This is a genomic window from Klebsiella sp. K-3 (assembly GCF_051207495.1).
GTDB lineage: Bacteria > Pseudomonadota > Gammaproteobacteria > Enterobacterales > Enterobacteriaceae > Klebsiella > Klebsiella aerogenes.
The window spans coordinates 479,082-501,138 of sequence record NZ_JBPNXF010000001.1 but is presented as its reverse complement, the minus strand read 5'-3'; the positions used below and the strand labels follow the sequence as shown (position 1 = coordinate 501,138).

Here is a 22,057-nt window from a genome sequence, read left to right as displayed (position 1 = left end):
CCAAAAAGGTTTTGTTAATTTGCGGTTCGGTTTATACTCGTAAACCTAAATGTTTTCAAAATGGTTTACAAGTCGCTTATGACACTGGACGATCTCGCTTTCGATCGGCGCCACATCTGGCACCCCTACACCTCTATGACTTCCCCCCTGCCGGTCTACCCGGTGGTTTCCGCCCACGGTTGCGAGCTGTCCCTCGCCGGCGGCGAACAGCTGATTGATGGCATGTCATCCTGGTGGGCGGCGATCCACGGCTACAATCACCCGCGCCTGAATGCGGCGATGAAAGCGCAGATCGACCAGATGTCGCACGTGATGTTCGGCGGGATCACCCATCCGTCGGCGGTGGCGCTATGTCGCCAACTGGTGGCGATGACGCCGGAATCGCTGGAGTGCGTTTTCCTCGCCGATTCCGGTTCGGTGGCGGTAGAAGTGGCGATGAAAATGGCGCTGCAGTACTGGCAGGCTAAAGGCCAACCGCGCCGTCGTTTCCTGACCTTCCGCAACGGCTATCACGGTGACACCTTCGGCGCGATGTCGGTCTGCGATCCGCAGAACTCGATGCACAGCCTGTGGCAGGGCTACCTGCCGGATAACCTGTTTGCCCCCGCGCCGCAAAGCCGCTTCGATGGCGAGTGGGATGAGATGGATATGGTGCCGTTTGCCCGCCTGATGGCCGCGCATCGCCACGAAATCGCCGCGGTGATCCTCGAACCGGTAGTCCAGGGCGCCGGCGGGATGCGCATGTACCACCCGGAGTGGTTGAAGCGAGTGCGTAAAATGTGCGACCGGGAAGGGATTTTGCTGATCGCCGATGAGATTGCCACCGGCTTTGGCCGTACCGGCAAACTGTTCGCCTGTGAACACGCTGGCATTTCCGCCGATATTTTGTGTCTGGGTAAAGCGCTGACCGGCGGTACCATGACCCTTTCCGCCGCTATAACCACCCGAACGGTAGCTGAAACCATCAGCGATAGTGAAGCCGGTTGCTTTATGCACGGCCCCACCTTTATGGGCAATCCGCTGGCCTGTGCGGTGGCAAGCGAAAGCCTGCGCCTGCTGGAGAGCGGCGAATGGCAACAGCAGGTGGCGGCGATTGAAGCCCAGCTGAAGGCCGAGCTGGCTCCGGCACGAGAGTCAGAATGGGTCGCCGACGTGCGCGTACTGGGCGCGATTGGCGTGGTTGAAACCCGTCATCCGGTCAACATGGCCGCTCTGCAGCGCTTTTTCGTTGAACAAGGGGTGTGGATCCGCCCATTTGGCCGGCTGATTTACCTGATGCCGCCGTATGTCATCAGCCCACAACAGCTGACTCGCCTGACCCGTGCGGTCAACGCGGCGGTACGGGAAGAAACATTTTTTAGCGAATAAACAGCGGAATTGCGCCGTCGGGAAGGCTACACTTCTTTGTTAATCAGCGCATTATCAACGAGGATGAAGCATGAAACTGACCAGTCACGATCTGCAAGACGGCGGCAAGCTGCCTAATCGTCACGTATTCAACGGTATGGGGTACGATGGCGATAATCTTTCGCCGCATCTGATGTGGGACGACGTCCCTGCGGGAACTAAAAGCTTTGTCGTTACCTGCTACGACCCGGATGCGCCGACCGGCTCCGGCTGGTGGCACTGGGTGGTAGCCAACCTGCCTGCCGATACTCGGGTTTTGCCGCAGGGGGCCGGTTCCGGTCAGGCGGAGCTACCGGAAGAGGCCATTCAGACCCGCACCGATTTTGGTAAGGCAGGCTACGGCGGCGCCGCGCCGCCGAAGGGTGAAACCCACCGCTACATTTTTACCGTGCACGCGCTGGATATCGATAAGATTGATGTCGATGCCGAGGCGAGCGGCGCGATGGTCGGCTTTAATGTCCATTTCCATTCGCTCGCCAGCGCTTCCATCACCGCCCTGTTCAGTTAATTATCCCCCCGGATAGCGGCTTGCGCCTTATCCGGGCTACTCGCGGCACCGGTATATTGTCGGGTGGCGCTGCGCTTACCCGACCTACGGTCCGTGCGGCCTGCCTTTAATTTATTCACCATGCTTGCTGAAACTGCCGTTGTTGGCGGCCTCAAAATCGCTGAGACGTTCCCGGAAGGCCGGGGCAGCCCGCATGGATGCGGGCTGAGGGCCGTGTTTTGCAAGGACGCTGCCTCGGCCCGACCCGAAGCCTGCAGGGATAAGTCGAAGGTACCACGAAGTGGCGATTTTGGCGGCCAGAGCCCGGGGGTACAGGGGGCGGCGGCGACTGGCCGCCCCCTGTGCGCTCCCTGCGCCATGAGGGACATAACGCAGAAGAAATATTGGGAGCGCAATGTGTCGGAATTAACACAAAGCACATGTTTTCCCCGACCAAAACCGTTGCAAACCGATAACAGTATCTACGGTCCAAACGTAGCCCCGGTAAGCGCAGCGCCACCGGGGAGATTGACCTTACTGTTCAGTGGCTACCTGCAGCGCGGTTTTACGCACGCGTGCGTACCACACCACCGTCAGCAGCCCCAGCCAGACCAGCCCGGCTAACAGCGCCACGCGCGTCTCTTCCACCATTCCCAGCACAGCGATCACCAGCCCCATAAACAGTAGCGTCAACAGCGGGCCAACCGGCCAGAAGGGGATCGGGAATTCGATCTTACTACGCTCTTCGGCCGACAAACCGCGGCGCATTGAGAAATGAGAGAGCAGGATCATCAGCCACACCCAGACGGTGGCGAACGCCGCCAGCGAGGCAATCAGGACAAATACCTGTTCCGGCATCAGATAGTTAAGCACCACCGCCACCAGCAGCGCCACGCCCATCACCACGACCGTCATCCAGGGTACGCCGTTGCTGGCGATCCGCTGGAAGCACTTCGGCGCCAGCCCCTCTTTCGACATACCGTACATCATGCGCCCGGCGCCAAAAATATCGCTGTTAATCGCCGAGATACTGGCGCTAATCACGATGATATTCAGCACGGTCGCCGCCGCCGGGATCCCGAGGCCATCGAAGATCAGCACAAACGGGCTGCCCTGCTCGCCAAAACTATTCCACGGGAATATCGCCATCAGCACCGCCAGGGTGCAGACGTAAAACAGAATAATACGCAGCGGAATGGTGTTGATGGCCTGCGGGATGACCTTCTTCGGGTTCTGCGCTTCCGCCGCCGTGACGCCGATAATCTCTACACCGCCGAAAGCGAACATCACGATGCCAAGCGAAGCGATGATCCCCTGCCAGCCATTTGGCGCAAAGCCGCCGTGGCTCCACAGATTTTCCAGCCCGGTGGCCGGGAAACTATGGCCAAAGCCAAAGAAGATAATCCCCGCGCCCGCCGCCATCATGGCGATAATCGCTACCACTTTAATCAGCGACAGCCAGAACTCCATCTCGCCGAACACCCGCACGTTGCACAGGTTCATCGCGCCAATAAAGAAGATGATGCTGAGGATCCAGATCCAGCGCGGCACATCGGGATACCACAACCCCATATAGATACCGAACGCGGTGACGTCGGCCAGCGCCACGATCACCATTTCAAAGGTGTAGGTCCAGCCGGTAATAAATCCGGCCAGCGGCCCGAGATACTGGCGAGCGTAGCTGCCGAAGGAGCCGGAAACCGGATTGCGCACCGCCATTTCACCCAGCGCGCGCATGACCATAAAGACCGCCGCGCCGCCGATCAGATAGGCCAGCAGCACCGCCGGACCCGCCGCCTTAATGGCGGAGGCCGAACCGTAGAACAGCCCGGTGCCGATAGCGGAACCGAGCGCAATAAAACGAATGTGTCGGGCATTCAGCCCGCGCAGCAGATGCGGTTTGTGTTGTTGTTGCATATACAGGTGTCCTGGTTTTTTTATATGACGACAAATATGCGATGTAGGACGGCCGGGGGGATGACATCCCCCCGACGCGGGTACAGAGAACAACGGTGATTAATTCAGGCCAGGCAATACGGCAGGCAGCAGACGCGTCAGGTGACGTGCGGCCAAAAGCTCGGTGGCATTTTCAATATCAGGAGCGAAGAAACGGTCTTGGGTATAATGCGGCACGCGTTCGCGCAGCAGATGACGCGCCTCTTCCAGCAGCGGACTGGTGGTCAGCCCTTCGCGCATATCCAGCCCCTGCGCCGCCGCCAGCCACTCAACTGCCAGCACCCCGCGGGTGTTTTCCGCCATCGCCCACAGGCGACGACCGGCAGCCGGCGCCATCGAGACGTGGTCTTCCTGGTTCGCGGAGGTGGGCAGGCTGTCAACGCTATGCGGGTGCGACAGCGCTTTGTTTTCACTGGCTAAAGCCGCCGCCGTGACCTGGGCTATCATAAAGCCGGAGTTGACGCCGCCATTTTTCACGAGGAACGGCGGCAGCTGCGACATATGGCTGTCCATCATCAGCGCGATACGACGCTCGGAGAGCGAGCCGATTTCCGCGATCGCCAGTGCGATATTATCCGCCGCCATCGCTACCGGTTCGGCATGGAAGTTACCGCCGGAGATGACGTCATTTTCGGCGGCAAAGACCAGCGGGTTATCGGAGACCGCGTTCGCTTCGGCTAACAGTACTTCCGCCGCCTGGCGGATCTGCGTCAGGCAGGCGCCCATCACCTGCGGCTGACAGCGCAGAGAGTACGGATCCTGCACCTTGGCGCAGTTATGGTGCGACTGCGAAATCGCGCTGTCATCGGTCAACAGGTGGCGATACAGCGCCGCCGCATCAATCTGACCACGCTGGCCGCGCACCTCGTGAATACGCGCATCGAACGGACGACGCGAACCCAGCGCCGCTTCGGTGGTTAACGCCCCGCAAACGACTGCGGAGGCGAACAGATCCTCGGCTTCGAACAGGCCGCGCAGCGCAAAGGCCGTCGACGCCTGGGTGCCGTTCAGCAGCGCCAGACCTTCTTTCGCCGCCAGGGTAATCGGCTCCAGCCCCGCCTGACGTAACGCTTCCGTCGCCGGCAGCCATTCGCCGCCGCGTACCCGCGCTTTGCCTTCGCCAAGCAGCGTCAGCGACATATGCGCCAGCGGCGCGAGGTCGCCGGAGGCGCCGACGGAACCTTTCGCCGGGATCCACGGCGTCACGCCGGCATTGACCAGACCAATCAGCGCCTGGATCACGCTCAGGCGGATCCCGGAGAAACCGCGGGACAGGCTGTTAATCTTCAGCACCATAATCAGGCGCGCCAGGTCATCGTCCAGCGGCTCGCCAACGCCTGCCGCATGGGATAGCACCAGCGAACGCTGCAGGTTCTCCAGATCTTCCGTCGAGATACGGGTCTGCGCCAGCAGGCCAAAACCGGTGTTGATACCGTAGGCGGTCCGCCCTTCGGCGAGGATGGCGTTAACGCAGGCCACGCTCTCATCAATTGCCGCAAACGCGCTGCTATCAATGGTAATGTTCAGCGGGTGGCTGTAAACGTCGCGGAGCTGCGACAGGCTCAGTTGCCCCGGAATTAGCGTTAAAGATTTCATTTAGCATTCCCCTGCGTTGCCGCAACCATCGGAAGATTCAGACCCTGTTCCGCCGCGCATTCAATGGCGATATCGTAACCCGCGTCGGCATGACGCATTACGCCGGTCGCCGGGTCGTTATGCAGGACGCGAGCGATACGCGCCGCCGCTTCATCGGTACCATCACAGACGATAACCATCCCGGAGTGCTGCGAGAAGCCCATGCCTACGCCGCCGCCGTGGTGCAGCGACACCCAGGTCGCGCCGCTGGCGGTGTTAAGCAGTGCGTTGAGCAGCGGCCAGTCGGATACCGCATCCGAGCCGTCGCGCATGGCTTCGGTTTCGCGGTTCGGGCTGGCGACGGAGCCGGAATCAAGGTGATCGCGGCCAATCACGATCGGCGCGGAGACTTCGCCGCTACGCACCATTTCGTTAAAGGCCAGCCCCAGCTTCTGCCGCCACTCCAGACCTACCCAGCAGATACGCGCCGGCAGTCCCTGGAAGCTGATGCGCTCGCGCGCCATATCCAGCCAGTGGTGTAGATGCTTATCATCTTTAATGATCTCTTTCACTTTCGCGTCGGTTTTGTAGATATCCTGCGGATCGCCGGACAGCGCTACCCAACGGAACGGGCCGATACCGCGGCAGAACAGCGGGCGGATATACGCCGGCACGAAGCCCGGGAAATCGAAGGCGTTGCTGACGCCCATTTCCTGCGCCATCTGGCGGATGTTGTTGCCGTAGTCGAAGGTCGGTACGCCCATTTCATTAAAGGCCAGCATCGCCTGAACGTGGTCGGCCATCGAGCGTTTCGCCGCCAGGATAGTGCCTTGCGGATCGGATTCGGCTTTCTGCTGATACTCCTCCCAGCTCCAGCCTTTCGGCAGATAGCCATGCAGCGGGTCGTGGGCGCTGGTCTGGTCGGTGACCATATCCGGGCGCACGCCGCGTTTCACCAGTTCCGGAACGATATCCGCGGCGTTGCCGCACAGCGCGATAGAGATAGCGCGGCCTTCGGCGGTATATTTTTTGATGCGCGCCAGGGCGTCATCCAGAGAAGTGGCCTGTTCATCCACGTAGCGGGTACGCAGACGGAAATCGATGCGGCTCTGCTGACATTCAATGTTCAGCGAGCAGGCGCCTGCCAGCGTCGCGGCCAGCGGCTGCGCGCCGCCCATGCCGCCCAGACCGGCGGTTAACACCCAGCGGCCTTTCAGGCTGCCCTGATAGTGCTGGCGACCGGCTTCGACGAAGGTTTCATAGGTGCCCTGTACGATGCCCTGGCTACCGATGTAGATCCAGCTGCCGGCGGTCATCTGGCCGTACATCGCCAGCCCTTTGGCATCCAGTTCGTTGAAGTGTTCCCAGGTAGCCCAGTGCGGAACCAGGTTGGAGTTAGCGATCAGCACGCGCGGCGAGTTTTCATGCGTTTTAAATACGCCGACCGGTTTACCGGACTGCACCAGCAGGGTCTCATCGCTTTCCAGGTTTTTCAGCGCCTTCACGATAGCGTCATAGCATTCCCAGTTGCGCGCAGCGCGACCAATACCGCCATAAACCACCAGCTCATGCGGGTTTTCGGCGACATCGGGATCGAGGTTATTCATTAACATACGCAGCGGCGCTTCGGTCAACCAGCTCTTGGCGGTCAGCGTCGTGCCTCTCGGGGCACGTACGTCCAGCTGGCGATATTTGCTTTGCGACATCGGGGTTTCTCCTGACAATTAACGTTGTGTACGTAGATACATATACTTGTCTATACAACTCTACGCAAGCCAGGATTTAACAGAAATGATACAATTTTGTTATATTGCGTCAGCAATCACGTTTTGCTGACGCCAGGGGAAATTACGAGCTGAAATGGCCCTGCAGACGGTAGCGCGCGCCGGGGAACAGCAGGCGAGCGTGTGAGACAATATGCGTCGTCGACCAGGTTCGGCGGCGAATAAGCAGACAGGGATCGTGCGGCATGATGCGCAGCAGCGCGCACTCTTCTGACGTTGCCTGCACCGCCTCGACAATATGTTCGCCTTCGGTTAACGGCGCGATGAGCGATAGATAATCATGCGGCGTGGTGGCGGTGTAATCCTGTAATAGATAGTCCGGCACCACCGCGGCATTGACGCAGCGATCTTCGATTTGTACCGGGACCTCGTTTTCAAAATGCACCATCAGCGAATGGAAGATACGCGTGCCTTCGGCGACGTTGAGCGCCTCCGCCTGGATAACATCCGCTTCGGTCTCCTCTAAAAGCAGCACGTCGCAGCGGTGCTGGTGACGGCGGGAGGCAATCTCATCGGCAATGCTGCGCACTTCAAACAGCGCCGACTGCCCTTTTGGCTCGGCGACGAAGGTACCGACGCCCTGTAGCCTCACCAGCAAGCCTTCATCCGTCAGCTCACGCAGCGCGCGGTTGATAGTCATGCGGCTGAAGCCGAACTGGGCGACCAGTTCAGCCTCCGAGGGAATTCGGTCGTGCGGACGCCACTCGCCGCGGTGGATCTTTTCGCTGATCGCCTGCTTCACCTTTTCATAGAAAGGCGCGGGCGCGGAACGAGGTTGTTGTGCAAACATGGCCTGGCTTTCCTTATGCGTAATAAGCGGAGCGGCGAAACGAAAATAATAGCGCGGATCGCTAGCGCCACCAATGGGCGATTTGCCATGCCAGACGGGCCGCCGCGCGAGCGCCCTGTCCGTCGACGTCAAATTGCGGATTAAACTCGACCAAATCCACCGCCTGTAGCTTACCGCTGCGGCACAACGGCTCGACGATCCGCAGCAGGGTCGCCAGCGGCACGCCCAGCGCCGCTGGCGCGGAAACCGCCGGCATTTCGCGCGCCGGCAGCACGTCGAGATCGATAGTCAGATACAGACGGTCGAATTGCGCGATATTGCGCTCAAGCTCCGGCAACACGCGAGTTTCGAAGGCCTCCAGAACCTCCAGATCCTCAACGATATTCACCTGACGGCGCGCCGCTTCATCCCATAACGCCTGGGTGTTCGCCGCCCGACTGACGCCAATGCAGGTATAATGAAAACCTCGCTGCTGCGCTTCACACTCCAGCGCCAACTGGCGGAACGGCGTCCCGGAGCTGGCGCATTCGGCAAAGCGTAAATCAAGATGCGCATCGAGATTAATAATACCCACCTTTTCGCCCGGGAAGGCATCCAGTACCCCAGCGCCGTGGCCGAAGGCCGTCTCGTGGCCGCCGCCCAGCACCAGCGTGCGTTTGCCGGCGCGTTGACAGGCGACCACCGCCTCGCGCAGCGCCTGATGTGCGGCTTCTAACTGTTCGCCATCAACGCTAATCGTGCCCATATCTACGCAGCGGTCATGGCCCTGATGGCTGGCCATATTGGCCAACGCCCGGCGTAGCGTTTCCGGGCCATGTCCGGCGCCGGTACGACCTTTATTACGCCGTACGCCTTCGTCGCAGGCGAAGCCGAGCAGCGCGATATCGCCGGGCATCTCCTGCGGCGCGAAGCGTTCCGCGCGGGCGATGGTCTGGAACAGGCGCAGCGCATTGGGCGCCTCCGCGCTATCATCTCGCCCCTGCCAAAGGTTGGCGGGTGTAGCTTGCCACAGCATCATTGCAGTTCTCCTCGTACCACACGCCCCCAGAGCGGCGCGCGCCCCGGCTCATACACCATCTCGACCGGATGCTCGGCATCCCAGATGGCGAAGTTTGCGACAAAGCCCGCCGCCAGCTGACCGTGACTCTCCTGTCGCCCCAGCGCCCGCGCGGCATGGCGAGTCACCCCGGCCCAGGCCTCTTCCGGCGTTAAACCAAACTTGACGCAGGCCATATTCATCGCCAGGTGCAGGCTGGCGAAGGGGCTGGTGCCCGGGTTGAAATCGGTCGCCACCGCCATCGGCACCTGGTACTTGCGCAGCAGTTCCACCGGCGGTTTGCGGGTTTCGTTAAGGAAGTAGAACGCGCCGGGGAGCAGGGCCGCCACGGTGCCGCTTTCGCGCATCGCCGCCACACCCTCTTCCGTCAGATACTCGATATGGTCGGCGGAAAGCCCATGATAGCGGCTCACCAGCTGAGCGCCGCCCAGCGACGAGAGCTGCTCAACGTGGCCTTTTACCGGAATGCCCAGCGCCTGCGCGGCCTGAAATACGCGCTCGGTTTGCTGTGGACTGAAGCCGACGTTTTCACAGAAGACGTCAACGCTTTCAAACAGCCCCTCTTGCCACAGCATCGGCAGTATGGTCTCGCAGACCAGCGAGATATAGCCATCGGCGTCGCCATGATATTCCGGCGGCGTGGCGTGGGCGGAGAGCAGCGTCGCCGACAGTTCCACTCCGTTGTCGTCGGCCAGTTTTCGGGCGACCCGCAGCATTTTGCGTTCGTTTTGCAGATCGAGACCGTAGCCTGATTTAATCTCCAGCGTTGTCACCCCTTCACGAAGCAGGCGAGCGAGACGCGGCTGCGCCAGCGCCAGTAGTTCAGCTTCGCTGCTTTCGCGCGTGGCGCGCACGGTGGAGTTAATGCCGCCGCCGTTGGCGCTGATGGTTTGATACGACACGCCGTTCAGCCGCTGCTCCCACTCCTGCGCCCGGCTGCCGCCAAAAATCAGGTGCGTGTGGCAGTCAATAAGACCCGGCGTCAGCAGCCGGCCTTCGAGGTCGATATGACGCCCTGCCGGGGCATCAGCATCGTCGACGATCGCCTCGATGCGGCCATTACGCACCAGCAGCGCATGGCGCTCCAGCAGGCCATACGGTTGGGAATAATCAGGGTTCAGGGTGGCGAGACGCGCGTTTCGCCAGATAACGAGTTCAGAGGTGGCTTCAGTCATAGCATTCAACTTGTCATGGGTTGTATAGACATTTATTTTCATAACGCCGGTAATGTCAATAAAAGCGCGGGTAAATGTTATTTTTTTGTGACTAAAGACGTTCCGTCAGCGCTTCGCGTTGCGTAAAGAAGTGAAGTTTTTGAACTGGCATCTTCCCGTTTCGTTCAAGTTAGTATAAAACAGCAGGTTTTAAAGGACTTATACCCTGTCGCGCACAAAGGGTATGTAACTTTGCATATTATCGCCCGGAGCAACATGAACACATATTCCGTTTCCCGTCTGGCGCTGGCGCTGGCCTTCGGCGTGACGCTGTCCGCCTGTAGCTCGACGCCTGCCGATCAAAAGCCCTCAACGCAGACTGCACCGGGCAATACCGCACGGCCGATTCTTAGCGCCGATGAAGCGAAAAACTTTACTCAAGCGGCCTATTTCCAGTCGCTGACGCCGAATGCCGCCGCGTGGACGCCATCCGCTATCAGCCTGCCGGCGCAGCCTGATTTCATCGTCGGCCCAGCGGGCGCCCAGGGCGTGACCCACACGACTATTCAGGCCGCGGTCGATGCGGCGATTGCCCGTCACTCTGCCCGTCGCCTGTTCATCGCCGTTATGCCGGGCGAATATGCGGGTACCGTCTACGTACCTGCCGCGCCGGGCGCGCTGACGATTTATGGTACCGGTGAAAACCCTGCCGACGTCAAAATCAGCGAAGCAATTGATTCCGAAATGGACCGTAATAGCTGGCGTCATCTGGTTAATCCGGGCGGCAAATATATGCCAGGCAAACCCGCGTGGTATATGTTCGACAGTTGCCAGAGCAAATCCGCCGCCACCGTGGGCGTGATGTGTTCCGCGGTCTTCTGGTCGCAGAACAATGGCCTGCAGCTGCAGAACCTGACTATCGCCAACAATCTCGGCGATAGCGTCGATGCCGGTACCCACCAGGCGGTGGCGTTGCGCAGCGATGGCGACCAGGTGCAGATCAACAAGGTCAACATTCTTGGCCGCCAGAACACCTTCTTTGTGACCAATAGCGGCGTGCAGAACCGTCTGCAGGACAACCGTCAAACCCGCACGCTGGTGACCAATAGCTATATTGAAGGCGATGTGGATATCGTTTCCGGCCGCGGCGCGGTGGTATTTGATAATACCGATTTCCGCGTCGTGAACTCGCGTACGCAGAAAGAAGCCTACGTTTTCGCGCCGGCAACGCTGAAAAGCGTGACCTACGGCTTCCTGGCTACCAACAGCCGCTTCACCGCGTCCGGCGATAACGTCGCGCAGCTGGGCCGCGCGCTGGACGTCGACGGCAACAGCAACGGCCAGGTGGTAATCCGCGATAGCGTCATCAATGAAGGCTTTAACATTGCTCAACCGTGGGCGGCGGCGGTAGGCTCTAACCGCGCCTTCAGCGGTAACGTTGGCGCGCAGGATGACAAAGGCCACCCGCAGCGTAACCTTAACGACAACGGCTTCAACCGCATGTGGGAATATAACAACCGCGGCGTGGGCAGCTTTGTGGTTGCCGCTCCGAAACAGTAATATTATCGGCCCGCGCTCCCCCCGAGCGCGGGCTTTTCTTATCGACGCATACTCTCGCCACAACGCCAATTAATAATTTTCGCCAACGGCGAATAAATCCCCCCGCTTGCGCGTTTACTCCTTAGAACCGGCAACGCGATGCCTTATCGCGTCTCTCGCCCACCTGGAGGTCACCATGAACGCACAAATTTCTCCCATCAGGCGCTTAGTCGTTCCGGCGCTGCTATTTTTGTTATATACCCCGGCGGCGTTGGCCATGGGCGATAACAGCCCGAGCAAACAAACCCCGGATTGCCCGAGCGGACAGGCCTACGACAGCGTGAGCCAAAAATGCGTCCCGCAGAAAACCAGCAGCCTTAGCGATGAAGATAAAACCAATTATGCCTGGCATCTGGCGAAAAAAGGGGAATATCAGGCCGCGCTTAACCTGCTGGATACGCTGCACAACGCCAATACGCCTGAGGCGTGGAACTATCGCGGCTACGCCACGCGTAAGCTCGGGAGAACCGATGAAGGAATTGGCTATTATCAGCGGGCGCTGGCGCTGAAACCAGACTACGCGAAAGCCCGCGAATACCTTGGCGAAGCATGGATGGTTAAAGGACGCCCCGATCTGGCCAAACAGCAGCTGGCGGCGATTGCCGACATTTGCGGCCAAAGCTGCGAAGAGTACCGCGATCTTCAGTCGGCAATAAACGGACATCCTGAATCCTGATAGTCGTGATTCGCCAGAATCAATAAGGATAAGAACATCGCTAACCGTATCGTTGATAGCCAACTTGCCGCCCATCTTCCTCGCCTGTGGCGCTACGGCCTCGTACTCTCGCACAACCGCGACGTCGCCGAGGAGCTGGTGCAGGCCACTTGCCTTCGCGCGCTCGAAAAGAGCGCGCAGTTTACCCCCGACACCCGCATCGACAGGTGGCTATTCTCCATTTTGCACTCCATCTGGATTTCAGAGCTGCGCGCCCGCCAGGTCCGCCTCGGCCAGGGGTTTGTCGAGTGTGAGGAGCTGGCTGCCCCTGAGCCGGGCGAGCAGGACGAGACGCAGTGGCGCTATCGGCAACTGATGCTGCGGGTTAATCAACTGCCCGAGGCGCAGCGTAATGCCGTCTTTTTGGTGTATGTCGAGGGGTTTAGTTATCAGGAAGCCGCCGAGACGCTATCGGTACCTATTGGCACCATTATGAGTCGGCTAGCCGCCGCGCGAGAAACGCTGGCCAAAACGCCGGCGATTTCGCCCCCGGCGCAGGAGAAACGCTCATGAACCCTATTCGCTTTTCCCCACCATGGCAGGACGAGGCCATTGTCGCCTGGCTTGATGGCGAAATGTGCGCGCAGGACGCCCGCCGTTTTAGCGAAACCTTTGCCCGCGACCCGCAGCTCGCCAGCCGCACCGCCACGTTGATGAATAATCATCAGCCTTATCAACATGCTTTCGCCGCCCTGCTTGATGAAGCGCCCGTGGCGCGGATACAGGCGAAACTGGCGCCCTACCTCACCGGGTCGGAAAGTAAAGCGCAAAATCAGGCGCGCTTCAGCCGTCGCGCGCTGATCGGCGCCTCACTGAGCCTGTTGGTTATCGGTAGCGCAACAAGTTACTTCTGGCGGCCTGCGCCGCAGGAAGACGATGACGAGAATATTCGCCGTCTTGAAGCCCAGTACATGTCGCTATATAGCGCGGAAACCGTGGCCGATGTGGATAATTCACCCGAGATGCTCGACCGTGGCCTGCGTCGTTCGGCGCAGGATACAGGACTGTTTCTAGAACGACGGCAGCTCGCCTTGCCTGAGGCGGAGCTGAAAATGGTCCGTATGCTGCGTTACGAAAGTACCTCGATCACGCAAATCCTCTGGCTGCATACCGGTTACGGCCCGGTCGCGCTTTGTATTTCACCCGCCGCCCGGCAAACCGCCTCGCCGCCGCAAAATGAGCAGCGACAGGGCATGAACCTGCGCTGGTGGCGCCACGGCGGCTACCAGTTTGCGCTGATCGGCCGTATGCCGGCGCCCGCGCTCAACGATGCGGCGCACACCCTGCGGCAGGCGATAGTTTAAGCCTTCGCCTGCGGCACCCAGACCAGTTTGTTAACCGCAAAACCGAGCTCAGCGGCCAGGGCAAGGTATTGTTGTCGGATGTGGGTCGGAATATCCGGGGTGCGCGAAAGTAGCCATAAATAGTCGCGATTTGGCCCGCTCACCAGCGCGTATTGATAATCGTCGTCGAGCGCGATCACGTTATATCCGCCATAGAAGGGACCGAAGAACGAGACTTTCAGCGCTGCCGTGGTGGAAGCGCCGGTGAAATAGGCTTTGCCTTCGCTTTCGCGCCAGCGGTTGTTGCGCGGGTCAAATCCACGATTAAGTACGCGAATGCCGCCGTCATCACGCATGCTGTAAGTTGCCGTCACCTGCTGCAGACCTCGTTCAAAACGGTTTTCCAGGCGCGCGACTTCATACCAGCGCCCCAGATAACGGCTGGCATCAAAGTGGTTTATCGGTTTGACACCTCGAGGCGGCGTGGGGGTCTTACAGGCGACTAGCGCCAGCGATACCGCTACCCCGGTCAGAATTGGCCATAGTTTCATCGCATTCCCTTTTTCTTCACCTTCTTGGCCGACAAGTATAACCCCGAGCAGTGAGCACCGGTCATTTTTCAGAGATATTCACCGCTCTAATTGTACAATGACGCAATAAAATAAATCCAATAATATCAATAAAATACACTTAACCCAGCAAATAAAAATTTAATGTGTACAAATTTTTTCGCAGAAATTTGTACAAGTTTGTTCTGAGCGTCTATAGTTGACGGGTAGCTCGATTTTGCGCGGGCGTTCGGGTCAGCACTCTGCGCCGATACCGCGGTTATTTTGAGGTGGTTCCTGCTTTACCGTTGCCTGTCCGCAATGTTTTGGCGTAAACGATGAGCAAATCGTTTACGCCAGCGGCTTTTATTTTTCGCGTGGGAGATTCAGGGTTATGCACATCAAAAATACAATTCCCGTGCAGTTTATTGCTAACTGCGCATTGCTGAAAAACATTGAAAATAGCTTATTGCAAGAAAATAAAACAGTTGATGACCTTCAATTAATTACCGAGATTAACCAGCGACTGCAAACAGAAAGTAATGAAATACTTTCTGATCTCTATTTGCAGGCGTTGGATATTCTACGCCGCGGTATTCACCATTAATTCGTCCACCCGCTTCGTGGAGACCAAAATGTTCAGTAAACACACGCACATTTGTTCCGAACGCTACGACCTGTGGATTGACAACCACTATCTTCTGAGCGGCATTAGCCTCATTCTGCGTACGCTGCCAGAAAGGTGTTTCAGTAAAAAGTATGTCTTTTTTACCAGCGACAGTTATTTTTCGGTATTACAACATAAATATAATCGCCGGGAGACGGTTTTTGTTTTATTAACCGAAGGCAACGATCTTAATTTTCTCAGCGAATTGCCAATGTTACGCATTCCCGCCAGATCGACGCCAGCAGAATTAAAAACATTTCTCAATCAACCCACCCGGTATTATAAAACGCATACCTCCCCTGGTGAACGGGTGCAGTTTACCGAGCGAGAAAAGAAAGTCATTCAGCTCATCAGTAATGGCGAAGCCATTGCCAGTATTGGCCGCTCGCTCAACTTGCATATTAAGACAATTTATCAAATCCGTTTGAATCTGATAAAAAAACTGGGCTGCAGCGGCAGGACAGATTTCTTTAATATCAGCCGTAGCGAAACATTTAAGTCCTGGAGTCAAATCCATCTGTAAGCACGCGCGACGTAAGCAAACAGAAACCTGCCTCACTTACAAGGCAGGTTTTTTTATTCGTTACCGTGGAAGTGAATACTGAAGCCCTGCTCCTGCCAGTGGCCCAGCAGCTCCAGCTGCAGCGGCGAGGCGGCGCGCCCGGTCCAGACGAAAATATGTTGCCCAGGAAACAGTTCCGGGCGGGGAGATTCTAATGGTTCCGCCAGCACGTTGACGTGCCAACCACGCTGCGAAAGGCGCCAGGCTTCCAGCCATAGGCCGGTGCGGTCTTCATTCCCCCACCCCACCAGCAGCGTCTCCTTGCCATTTTTCTTCCGCGACTCGGCTAAAAACAGCGCCACGCAATCAATCAAAATGCCATCCAGCATGCTGCTAATAACCAGCGAGGTGTTTTGATCGAGCTTCAGCCGCTGGCGCACCGGCGCAAACAGGCTATCAAGCAGGGTGTCGACAGGATACTGATGGCTTAATGCGGTGATTTTGGCGCGGATTTTTGCCGGCTGCATATAGCGCAGGATACTCATCATCTCTTCCTGCAGTTGGGCAGATTCATCGCGTGCGGCAGGTAGCTGGCCTTCCAGCAGCGCTTTCACCTTGCCCACTGAAACGCCACGTTCTATCCAGCGCTTAATCTCTTCGATTCGCTGAATATCTTCTTCATCAAACTGACGGTGCCCGCCTTCGCTACGCTGCGGTTTCAGCAAACCGTAACGCCGCTGCCAGGCTCGAAGGGTGACCGGATTGATTCCGCAACGCTCGGCTACTTCACCGATACTGTAAAAAGCCATAAGCCGCCTTATCTCAACCTGATACTTTAGCGCCTAAACTAACGAATTTAGGCATACTGTACAACTCTCTTTTCTTGTACAGATAAAGATATCAGGTTGCAGCTCACAGCGTGCGGGAAAAAGGATGAAAGTGCGTTTACGCTATCTCAGGATGGATCATATTTTCCCCGGCCAGAGGATTGCCGGCAGACCAGCCAGTCGCGGGCTGGCAAACAGATTTCCCTGGAAATGAGAAATACCCGCCGCCTCAAGCCACATCCACTCCTCCGCCTGCTCAACGCCAACCACCGATACGGCAATTTCCAGTGAATGGCAGCATTTGATGATCGCCTGCACGATAGCCTGGCGCGGCCCGTCACGATGGATGTTGCGGATCAGCTGCTGGTCGATTTTAATTCGATCCGGTTGATATTGCGCCAGCAGCGATAGCCCGGCAAAACCGGCGCCAAAGTGATCGATAGCGACGCGAATTCCCGCCCCCTTAAGTTTGCGTACGGCATCGGTAAACTCATCCATCCGCGAAATCACTTCACGCTCGGTGAATTCAACAATTATCTGTTCCGGAATCAGGTCATTGCGCTGAATTTCCGTTAACAGGAATGGCACCGCATCCGCCACTTTCACCAGCGTCATCGGCAGCAGATTGATGGTCAGGGTACGTTCACGCAGACCTAATTTGCCAGCAATGGCCAGCGCAACCCGTTTACTTTGCAAATCCGCGACATAAATCTCATCGCCTGACAAACCGGCAAAATAGGCCGCAGGCGGTTCTCCGTCAACGGTACGCAGCAGCGCTTCCCAGGAGACTATTTCACAGGCAAAAGGGTCAACCACCGGCTGAAAAGCAAAACAGCATGTTTCAGCACGGTCGATACAGGGCACGGCCGGGTAAAACGAGCTCTCATCGGCAATAAAATCCCAGCTATCAGCTGACGGAATTTCATAGTAGTTCTCTTTTTCCGTCGCTTCGACAAAGGTACGGAAAAAATGCAGCGCCCGGTCGTCGTAAGTCAGCTGATATTTTGTCGTCCCCTTATCCAGCACGGCCTGTAGTACCGCATCGCGATCGTGTTCCCTTAAATCAAACAGCTCCATGCCGACCTTACCAAAACGGCGAGACGGCGCGTAATCGCACAGAAGCTCCACCAGATTGTAATGACGCGGGTCCGCGCAAATATGCCGATAAATTTGCTGTACGTTTTCTTCCGGCCCCTCAATGAGTTGGAAAAAATGCGTGCCGTTAAAAAGTAAAATACCGGTGACATCCGCCTGACCATTTCTCTCGTTAGCCGCAGCAACCATCGACTCGAGCGATTTGAATGAGACATCGTCGCAGATATGGCTGCGATAAATGATGGTGGTGAGCATAGCGGTTCCAGATGAGAGGTATAAGCATTCACAGTAGCAGTTACTGCTCGATACGTCTTGCGAAACAAGTATTTATATTAACAAAAATTGAACACACGACGCCGCCTGGCCGCATAATCTTGTACAGATTGTCACGCTTAAAACCCTCATGGCAATTTTACACAAAATAAAAAAACAATAAATTTATCAATAAATTTCAATAGACTATACTCTAAACGCGATTTATTGCGCAACACGCTATGTACAAGTTACAAATTATTGTATAAGTTTACTCACAGTTAACAGATGAGTGAAATTAAAGGAGCGCATATGCAGCAGAATGGTTACATTCCAGATACAGCGAACGCGATAGCCCAGTATTTCAACAAAGCATCTTTACCTTCTCAGCAGGAGACGCTGGGCGAAATCGTGATGGACATTCTCACCGAAGGGCGGCATTTAAACCGCAAAGCGCTTTGCACCAAGTTACTGAGCCGTCTTGACGTCGCACGAGCCCCCGAAGAAGAAGATCATTATCAAACGTTGATTGGCCTGCTGTTTGAGCGTCAGGAGTAAACGCTGACTGTCGGCCTGCACCTGACCTGGCTTACAGGAACACGAGGCATGCAGAGGGACGATGATGAAAAGCAGTCAATCAGATCGGGTTAGCGATGAGATTATCGGCGAGGCGGTTTTATCTCTTCTTAAAACAAACCGGCCAATTAATATTCCGACGCTGCTAGTCAAACTTCGGTTAATGCAGGCAGCGGAAACGAACCACCAGCGAAGGAATGCAATTATTGCCGTTATTGATGAAATTAGCGTCAGACTCACGACGCGCGGCAATCACGCGCCAGTCATTAAAAAGATTAACGGCCAGTGGGAAAACAGAGCCGTTGTTGTGGATAGTAACGTCGAACCGACGGGCAAAAAAATACACTGATCCCCGATCAAGTTTAATAAACAAGTGAGAATATGATGAGACAGACTATGCATCAGCAATCAGATATTTACGCAGGACTGCAGGATACAGCGCTCTCAGAATATTTCCGCAGCGCCGGAGATAAATTAGTCGATGAATCTGCGGTCATGTCGCTGGCAATCGACAGTATCCTCAGCTCAGATGGGCATCTGAGCAATAAGGCGCTTATTTTATGGTTGATCAATGCCCTGGAAACCACCGATAACGTGGTTACCGCGGATGTGATTCGTAAGACGCTGGAAATTGTCGTCGGCTATACGATGGATGATATTTAGGCCTGTCAGTCCGAATAAAAAAACCTCGCCGGCGCGAGGTTTTTTTCTATCAATAGCAAATTAATGCGCGTTAACCACTACCCACATCGGGCCCTGACCAACGGCATAACGTCCTTTCTCTTTTAATAGCCCCTGCTCGCCGGCAATTTCATATACCGCGATATGATGCGATTTCTGCCCGGCGGCAATCAGATATTTACCGCTGTGATCGACATTAAAGCCGCGCGGTTGCGCTTCGGTCGGCTGGTAGCCTTCAATAGACAGTACGCTACCGTCTTCAGAAACGCTGAAGATGGTGATAATGCTGGCGGTACGATCGCAGGCATACAGATGGCGGCCATCCGGCGTAATATGAATATCCGCAGCCCAGCGCACGCCGGTGAAATCTGGCGGCATCATATCCAGCGTCTGCACGCACTCAATTTTGCCGTGCGGATCTTTAAGCTCCCACACGTCAACGGAGCTATTCAGTTCGTTCACGCAGTAGCCGTACTGCTGGTTCGGATGGAACACCATGTGCCGCGGACCAGCGCCTTCCACGGTAGTAACTTCCGCCGGCTCCTGCGCGGCCAGATAGCCGTCATCGCTCAGATTAAACAGGCAAATACGATCCTGCTTCAGCGCCGGGACCCATAGCGTGCGGTTGTCCGGCGAAATATTGGCCGAGTGACAGCCTTCCAGCCCCTCGACGACGGTGACCGTTTCACCCGGTAGGCCGTCAATCAATGGCGTCACGCTCACGCAGCCCTGATTGTAGGAAGCGCTGAAAACAAAACGGCCCTGATGGTCGGTGGAGATATGCGTCGGGCTCCCCGGCAGCGCGGCTTCACCGGCGAAAGTCAGCGCGCCATTATCTGGCGCAATGCGGTAAGCCAGGACGCGAAACTCCGGACGAACGCCGACATAGAGATACTCTTTGTTCGGGCTTACCACCATCGGCTGCACCTGGCCCGGGGCATCAACAACCTGAACCAATGTCAGATTTCCCTCAGCATTGAGGCTCCAGACGTGAATCTGATGGCTCTCCGGGCTGGCGGTATATACGGTTTGTTTCATGACTACTCCTTTCCTCACTGCTCGTGAAACTGCTCGTGGACATCGTTATACATTTCATCCGGCGCGCGGCGCAACGATGAATGGTATAGACGTTTTTAACGGTAGATGCTGAAAAATTTGCCCCTGAGACGAAGCCGTGTACCATCATGGCAGACCCTTTTTCACCATTTACCGGAACCAACACATGACCTCACGCGTGATCGCCCTCGATTTAGACGGCACCCTACTGACCTCAAAAAAAACGATTCTTCCGGCGTCGCTCGATGCGCTGGCTCGCGCCCGGGAGGCTGGATATCAGGTGATCGTCGTAACCGGCCGACATCACGTCGCTATCCATCCTTTTTATCAGGCACTGGCTCTCGATACACCTGCAATTTGTTGTAATGGCACTTATTTGTATGATTATCATGCAAAAAAGGTTCTCGAGGCCGATCCGATGCCGGTAGATAAAGCCCTCAGCCTCACCAACATGCTCGCCGAACACGATATTCACGGTCTGATGTACGTTGATGACGCCATGCTTTATGAGCGTCCGACCGGTCACGTGATCCGCACCACTAACTGGGCGCAGTCGCTGCCGGTTGAACAGCGCCCGGTTTTCACCCAGGTGGATTCTCTGGCCCAGGCGGCGCGTGAAGTGCAGGCGGTGTGGAAATTCGCCCTCACCGATGAAAATATCCCGAAACTACAGGACTTCGCGCAGACCGTCGGCCAGAATCTGGGCCTGGAATGCGAATGGTCGTGGCACGATCAGGTGGATATCGCCCGCGCCGGCAATAGCAAAGGCAAACGCCTGGCGCAGTGGGTCGCCGCGCAAGGATTATCCATGCAGGATGTTATCGCCTTTGGCGATAACTACAACGATCTCAGCATGCTGGAAGCCGTCGGGACCGGCGTGGCGATGGGTAACGCGGTTGAGGAAGTAAAAGCGCGGGCAAAAGTGGTGATTGGTGAAAACGAAACCACCAGCATCGCCGACTTCATCAATCGCCATCTGTTGTAATCAGGCCGCGATCGATACGCTTTTAATTTGCGCATACAGCCACTGACCTGGGGTGATGCCCAGGTCATCCCGCGCCCATGGGCTAATTCGCGCCCATAGCGTTCTGCCGCTGACCGTAAGCTGTACCTCAATCTGGCCGTTGGTTTCCACGCAACCAACAACCTGCGCGCGCAGGATATTACGGATACTGGTCTGTCGCGGGTGCTCCAGCACCAGCGACACATCCGACGCCTGAATGCGAACACGCGCCGCTTCGCCCGGCTCTCGCGCCAAATGATTAACCCATAGTTGCTGATCGCCCAGCGCCAGCGCGGTCATTGCATACTGCGGATGCTGCGCGATCACCGAGACGTTAAGAATCGTGCTCTGCTGCTCCTGCGGCAGCCATGGATGCATCACGCTGCTGCTCCACACCGTTTCGAGATCGCCAAACGCCTTCACTTTTCCCGCTTCCAGCACCAGCACGTTATCGGCCAGGTGCTGAATTTCATCCAGCGAGTGGCTGACATACAGCATCGGGATATGGATCTCGCGTGCCAGCCGCTGTAAATAGGGGAGTAATTCGCGCTTTCGCGGAATATCCAGCGAGGCCAGCGGCTCATCCAGCAGCAGCAATTCCGGCGCGGTCAACAGGGCGCGGCCAATCGCCACCCGCTGTTTTTCGCCGCCGGACAAACTACCGGGCAGCCGTTCGAGCAGATGCTCAATGCCCAATAACGCCACCAGCTTGTCAAATTGCGCGGCCATGCTTTTAGCCATCCCATATTTCAGGTTGCCGCGCACTTTATAGTGCGGAAACAGCCGCGCGTCCTGAAACACATAACCGATACGCCGCTTCTCCGGCGCCAGGCAGATGCGCTGTCGCGCGTCATTGAGCACCCGGCCATTGAGCACAATGCGCCCCTGCTGCGGCTGCGTCAGCCCGCTGATAGCATTAATCAGTGAGGTTTTGCCCGCGCCTGAGACGCCGAAAATAGCGGTGATGCCGCTGGCGGGAAGGGTTTCATGCACTTCGAGGCAGTGATTGCCCAACGTCTGGCTAAAATCGAGCTCCAGCATAG

23 protein-coding genes are annotated in these 22,057 nt (G+C 56.9%); 12 read left to right on the top strand and 11 right to left on the bottom strand.

Annotation, left to right across the window (positions count from 1 at the left end):
• Positions 1–78 precede the first annotated feature (78 nt).
• Both bioA and ACSEMK_RS02410 read left to right on the top strand, forming a co-directional pair.
• Complete coding sequence (bioA, locus tag ACSEMK_RS02415; RefSeq protein WP_430914947.1) at positions 79–1,368, top strand: adenosylmethionine--8-amino-7-oxononanoate transaminase; 1,290 nt, start codon at positions 79–81, stop codon at positions 1,366–1,368.
• A 70-nt stretch (positions 1,369–1,438) separates the two neighbouring features.
• Positions 1,439–1,915 (top strand): kinase inhibitor, encoded by a 477-nt coding sequence (locus tag ACSEMK_RS02410; RefSeq protein WP_015704792.1) that lies wholly within the window; start codon positions 1,439–1,441, stop codon positions 1,913–1,915.
• A gap of 513 nt (positions 1,916–2,428) precedes the next feature.
• On the opposite strand, the gene ACSEMK_RS02405 is transcribed toward ACSEMK_RS02410, so the two are convergent.
• The 6 genes from ACSEMK_RS02405 to hutI form a co-directional block, all read right to left on the bottom strand.
• On the bottom strand, positions 2,429–3,811 hold the full coding sequence (locus ACSEMK_RS02405; protein WP_015367620.1) for an amino acid permease: 1,383 nt from the start codon (positions 3,809–3,811) through the stop codon (positions 2,429–2,431).
• A gap of 99 nt (positions 3,812–3,910) precedes the next feature.
• The gene (gene hutH, locus ACSEMK_RS02400; protein ID WP_430914369.1) at positions 3,911–5,446 is read right to left on the bottom strand and encodes a histidine ammonia-lyase; all 1,536 of its coding nucleotides are present in this window, start codon (positions 5,444–5,446) and stop codon (positions 3,911–3,913) included.
• On the bottom strand, positions 5,443–7,131 hold the full coding sequence (hutU, locus tag ACSEMK_RS02395; protein ID WP_015367623.1) for a urocanate hydratase: 1,689 nt from the start codon (positions 7,129–7,131) through the stop codon (positions 5,443–5,445). The genes hutH and hutU overlap by 4 nt, the downstream gene beginning before the upstream one ends.
• A 142-nt stretch (positions 7,132–7,273) precedes the next feature.
• Positions 7,274–7,999: a histidine utilization repressor gene (locus ACSEMK_RS02390; RefSeq protein ID WP_087860047.1), complete on the bottom strand. Its 726-nt coding sequence runs from the start codon at positions 7,997–7,999 to the stop codon at positions 7,274–7,276.
• A 61-nt stretch (positions 8,000–8,060) separates the two neighbouring features.
• Positions 8,061–9,017, bottom strand: coding sequence for a formimidoylglutamase (hutG, locus tag ACSEMK_RS02385; protein ID WP_113373889.1), 957 nt, complete (start codon positions 9,015–9,017; stop codon positions 8,061–8,063).
• A complete protein-coding gene (gene hutI / locus ACSEMK_RS02380) occupies positions 9,014–10,273 on the bottom strand; it encodes an imidazolonepropionase (protein ID WP_271032783.1) in 1,260 nt (419 codons plus the stop codon). The genes hutG and hutI overlap by 4 nt, the downstream gene beginning before the upstream one ends.
• A 213-nt stretch (positions 10,274–10,486) precedes the next feature.
• Between hutI and ACSEMK_RS02375 the strand changes: the two genes are divergently transcribed.
• From ACSEMK_RS02375 to ACSEMK_RS02360, 4 genes are all read left to right on the top strand, one after another.
• Entirely contained in the window at positions 10,487–11,770 is a 1,284-nt protein-coding gene (locus ACSEMK_RS02375; RefSeq protein WP_087860050.1) for a putative acyl-CoA thioester hydrolase, read from the top strand.
• 175 nt (positions 11,771–11,945) lie between these two features.
• Complete coding sequence (locus tag ACSEMK_RS02370; RefSeq protein WP_113373887.1) at positions 11,946–12,485, top strand: tetratricopeptide repeat protein; 540 nt, start codon at positions 11,946–11,948, stop codon at positions 12,483–12,485.
• 18 nt (positions 12,486–12,503) lie between these two features.
• Positions 12,504–13,037: an RNA polymerase sigma factor gene (locus tag ACSEMK_RS02365; protein ID WP_430914474.1), complete on the top strand. Its 534-nt coding sequence runs from the start codon at positions 12,504–12,506 to the stop codon at positions 13,035–13,037.
• Positions 13,034–13,828 (top strand): anti-sigma factor family protein, encoded by a 795-nt coding sequence (locus tag ACSEMK_RS02360; RefSeq protein WP_430914370.1) that lies wholly within the window; start codon positions 13,034–13,036, stop codon positions 13,826–13,828. Before ACSEMK_RS02365 ends, ACSEMK_RS02360 begins: the two co-directional genes overlap by 4 nt.
• On the opposite strand, the gene blc is transcribed toward ACSEMK_RS02360, so the two are convergent.
• Positions 13,825–14,358 carry an outer membrane lipoprotein Blc gene (gene blc / locus ACSEMK_RS02355; RefSeq protein ID WP_087860053.1) on the bottom strand — a complete coding sequence of 178 codons (534 nt, stop codon included), beginning with the start codon at positions 14,356–14,358 and terminating at the stop codon, positions 13,825–13,827. The genes ACSEMK_RS02360 and blc overlap by 4 nt on opposite strands.
• Before the next feature lie 391 nt (positions 14,359–14,749).
• Here blc and ACSEMK_RS02350 point away from each other — a divergent pair, with 391 nt between their 5' ends.
• Complete coding sequence (locus tag ACSEMK_RS02350; RefSeq protein WP_113373886.1) at positions 14,750–14,962, top strand: hypothetical protein; 213 nt, start codon at positions 14,750–14,752, stop codon at positions 14,960–14,962.
• A gap of 28 nt (positions 14,963–14,990) precedes the next feature.
• Positions 14,991–15,545 carry a helix-turn-helix transcriptional regulator gene (locus ACSEMK_RS02345; protein ID WP_113373885.1) on the top strand — a complete coding sequence of 185 codons (555 nt, stop codon included), beginning with the start codon at positions 14,991–14,993 and terminating at the stop codon, positions 15,543–15,545.
• Positions 15,546–15,598: 53 nt separating this feature from the next.
• Here the strand turns inward: ACSEMK_RS02345 and ACSEMK_RS02340 are convergent, their stop codons facing one another.
• Positions 15,599–16,333 (bottom strand): MerR family transcriptional regulator, encoded by a 735-nt coding sequence (locus tag ACSEMK_RS02340; RefSeq protein WP_087860056.1) that lies wholly within the window; start codon positions 16,331–16,333, stop codon positions 15,599–15,601.
• 156 nt (positions 16,334–16,489) lie between these two features.
• On the bottom strand, positions 16,490–17,701 hold the full coding sequence (locus ACSEMK_RS02335; protein ID WP_113373884.1) for a diguanylate phosphodiesterase: 1,212 nt from the start codon (positions 17,699–17,701) through the stop codon (positions 16,490–16,492).
• 309 nt (positions 17,702–18,010) lie between these two features.
• On the opposite strand from ACSEMK_RS02335, the gene ycgZ reads away from it, so the two are divergent.
• The 3 genes from ycgZ to ACSEMK_RS02320 all read left to right on the top strand — a co-directional run bounded on the left by ycgZ (position 18,011) and on the right by ACSEMK_RS02320 (position 18,937).
• Complete coding sequence (gene ycgZ / locus ACSEMK_RS02330; protein WP_087860058.1) at positions 18,011–18,256, top strand: regulatory protein YcgZ; 246 nt, start codon at positions 18,011–18,013, stop codon at positions 18,254–18,256.
• A gap of 64 nt (positions 18,257–18,320) precedes the next feature.
• Positions 18,321–18,623: a hypothetical protein gene (locus tag ACSEMK_RS02325; protein ID WP_171830086.1), complete on the top strand. Its 303-nt coding sequence runs from the start codon at positions 18,321–18,323 to the stop codon at positions 18,621–18,623.
• Between the two features lie 47 nt (positions 18,624–18,670).
• Entirely contained in the window at positions 18,671–18,937 is a 267-nt protein-coding gene (locus ACSEMK_RS02320; RefSeq protein ID WP_015367639.1) for a biofilm development regulator YmgB/AriR family protein, read from the top strand.
• 60 nt (positions 18,938–18,997) lie between these two features.
• On the opposite strand, the gene pgl is transcribed toward ACSEMK_RS02320, so the two are convergent.
• Complete coding sequence (gene pgl, locus ACSEMK_RS02315; protein ID WP_087860060.1) at positions 18,998–19,993, bottom strand: 6-phosphogluconolactonase; 996 nt, start codon at positions 19,991–19,993, stop codon at positions 18,998–19,000.
• Between the two features lie 184 nt (positions 19,994–20,177).
• Between pgl and ACSEMK_RS02310 the strand changes: the two genes are divergently transcribed.
• Positions 20,178–20,996 carry a pyridoxal phosphatase gene (locus tag ACSEMK_RS02310; protein ID WP_213317975.1) on the top strand — a complete coding sequence of 273 codons (819 nt, stop codon included), beginning with the start codon at positions 20,178–20,180 and terminating at the stop codon, positions 20,994–20,996.
• On the opposite strand, the gene modC is transcribed toward ACSEMK_RS02310, so the two are convergent.
• Positions 20,997–22,055: a molybdenum ABC transporter ATP-binding protein ModC gene (modC, locus tag ACSEMK_RS02305; RefSeq protein WP_430914371.1), complete on the bottom strand. Its 1,059-nt coding sequence runs from the start codon at positions 22,053–22,055 to the stop codon at positions 20,997–20,999. It abuts the gene before it with no gap.
• Positions 22,056–22,057 lie beyond the last annotated feature (2 nt).

Bases quoted from the DNA above. Each gene is read 5' to 3' on its own strand.
- bioA (WP_430914947.1), top strand. From the start codon at position 79: ATGACACTGGACGATCTCGCTTTCGATCGGCGCCACATCTGGCACCCC.
- ACSEMK_RS02410 (WP_015704792.1), top strand. From the start codon at position 1,439: ATGAAACTGACCAGTCACGATCTGCAAGACGGCGGCAAGCTGCCTAAT.
- ACSEMK_RS02405 (WP_015367620.1), bottom strand. From the start codon at position 3,811: ATGCAACAACAACACAAACCGCATCTGCTGCGCGGGCTGAATGCCCGA.
- hutH (WP_430914369.1), bottom strand. From the start codon at position 5,446: ATGAAATCTTTAACGCTAATTCCGGGGCAACTGAGCCTGTCGCAGCTC.
- hutU (WP_015367623.1), bottom strand. From the start codon at position 7,131: ATGTCGCAAAGCAAATATCGCCAGCTGGACGTACGTGCCCCGAGAGGC.
- ACSEMK_RS02390 (WP_087860047.1), bottom strand. From the start codon at position 7,999: ATGTTTGCACAACAACCTCGTTCCGCGCCCGCGCCTTTCTATGAAAAG.
- hutG (WP_113373889.1), bottom strand. From the start codon at position 9,017: ATGATGCTGTGGCAAGCTACACCCGCCAACCTTTGGCAGGGGCGAGAT.
- hutI (WP_271032783.1), bottom strand. From the start codon at position 10,273: ATGAAAATAAATGTCTATACAACCCATGACAAGTTGAATGCTATGACT.
- ACSEMK_RS02375 (WP_087860050.1), top strand. From the start codon at position 10,487: ATGAACACATATTCCGTTTCCCGTCTGGCGCTGGCGCTGGCCTTCGGC.
- ACSEMK_RS02370 (WP_113373887.1), top strand. From the start codon at position 11,946: ATGAACGCACAAATTTCTCCCATCAGGCGCTTAGTCGTTCCGGCGCTG.
- ACSEMK_RS02360 (WP_430914370.1), top strand. From the start codon at position 13,034: ATGAACCCTATTCGCTTTTCCCCACCATGGCAGGACGAGGCCATTGTC.
- blc (WP_087860053.1), bottom strand. From the start codon at position 14,358: ATGAAACTATGGCCAATTCTGACCGGGGTAGCGGTATCGCTGGCGCTA.
- ACSEMK_RS02350 (WP_113373886.1), top strand. From the start codon at position 14,750: ATGCACATCAAAAATACAATTCCCGTGCAGTTTATTGCTAACTGCGCA.
- ACSEMK_RS02345 (WP_113373885.1), top strand. From the start codon at position 14,991: ATGTTCAGTAAACACACGCACATTTGTTCCGAACGCTACGACCTGTGG.
- ACSEMK_RS02340 (WP_087860056.1), bottom strand. From the start codon at position 16,333: ATGGCTTTTTACAGTATCGGTGAAGTAGCCGAGCGTTGCGGAATCAAT.
- ACSEMK_RS02335 (WP_113373884.1), bottom strand. From the start codon at position 17,701: ATGCTCACCACCATCATTTATCGCAGCCATATCTGCGACGATGTCTCA.
- ycgZ (WP_087860058.1), top strand. From the start codon at position 18,011: ATGCAGCAGAATGGTTACATTCCAGATACAGCGAACGCGATAGCCCAG.
- ACSEMK_RS02325 (WP_171830086.1), top strand. From the start codon at position 18,321: ATGAAAAGCAGTCAATCAGATCGGGTTAGCGATGAGATTATCGGCGAG.
- ACSEMK_RS02320 (WP_015367639.1), top strand. From the start codon at position 18,671: ATGCATCAGCAATCAGATATTTACGCAGGACTGCAGGATACAGCGCTC.
- pgl (WP_087860060.1), bottom strand. From the start codon at position 19,993: ATGAAACAAACCGTATATACCGCCAGCCCGGAGAGCCATCAGATTCAC.
- ACSEMK_RS02310 (WP_213317975.1), top strand. From the start codon at position 20,178: ATGACCTCACGCGTGATCGCCCTCGATTTAGACGGCACCCTACTGACC.
- modC (WP_430914371.1), bottom strand. From the start codon at position 22,055: ATGCTGGAGCTCGATTTTAGCCAGACGTTGGGCAATCACTGCCTCGAA.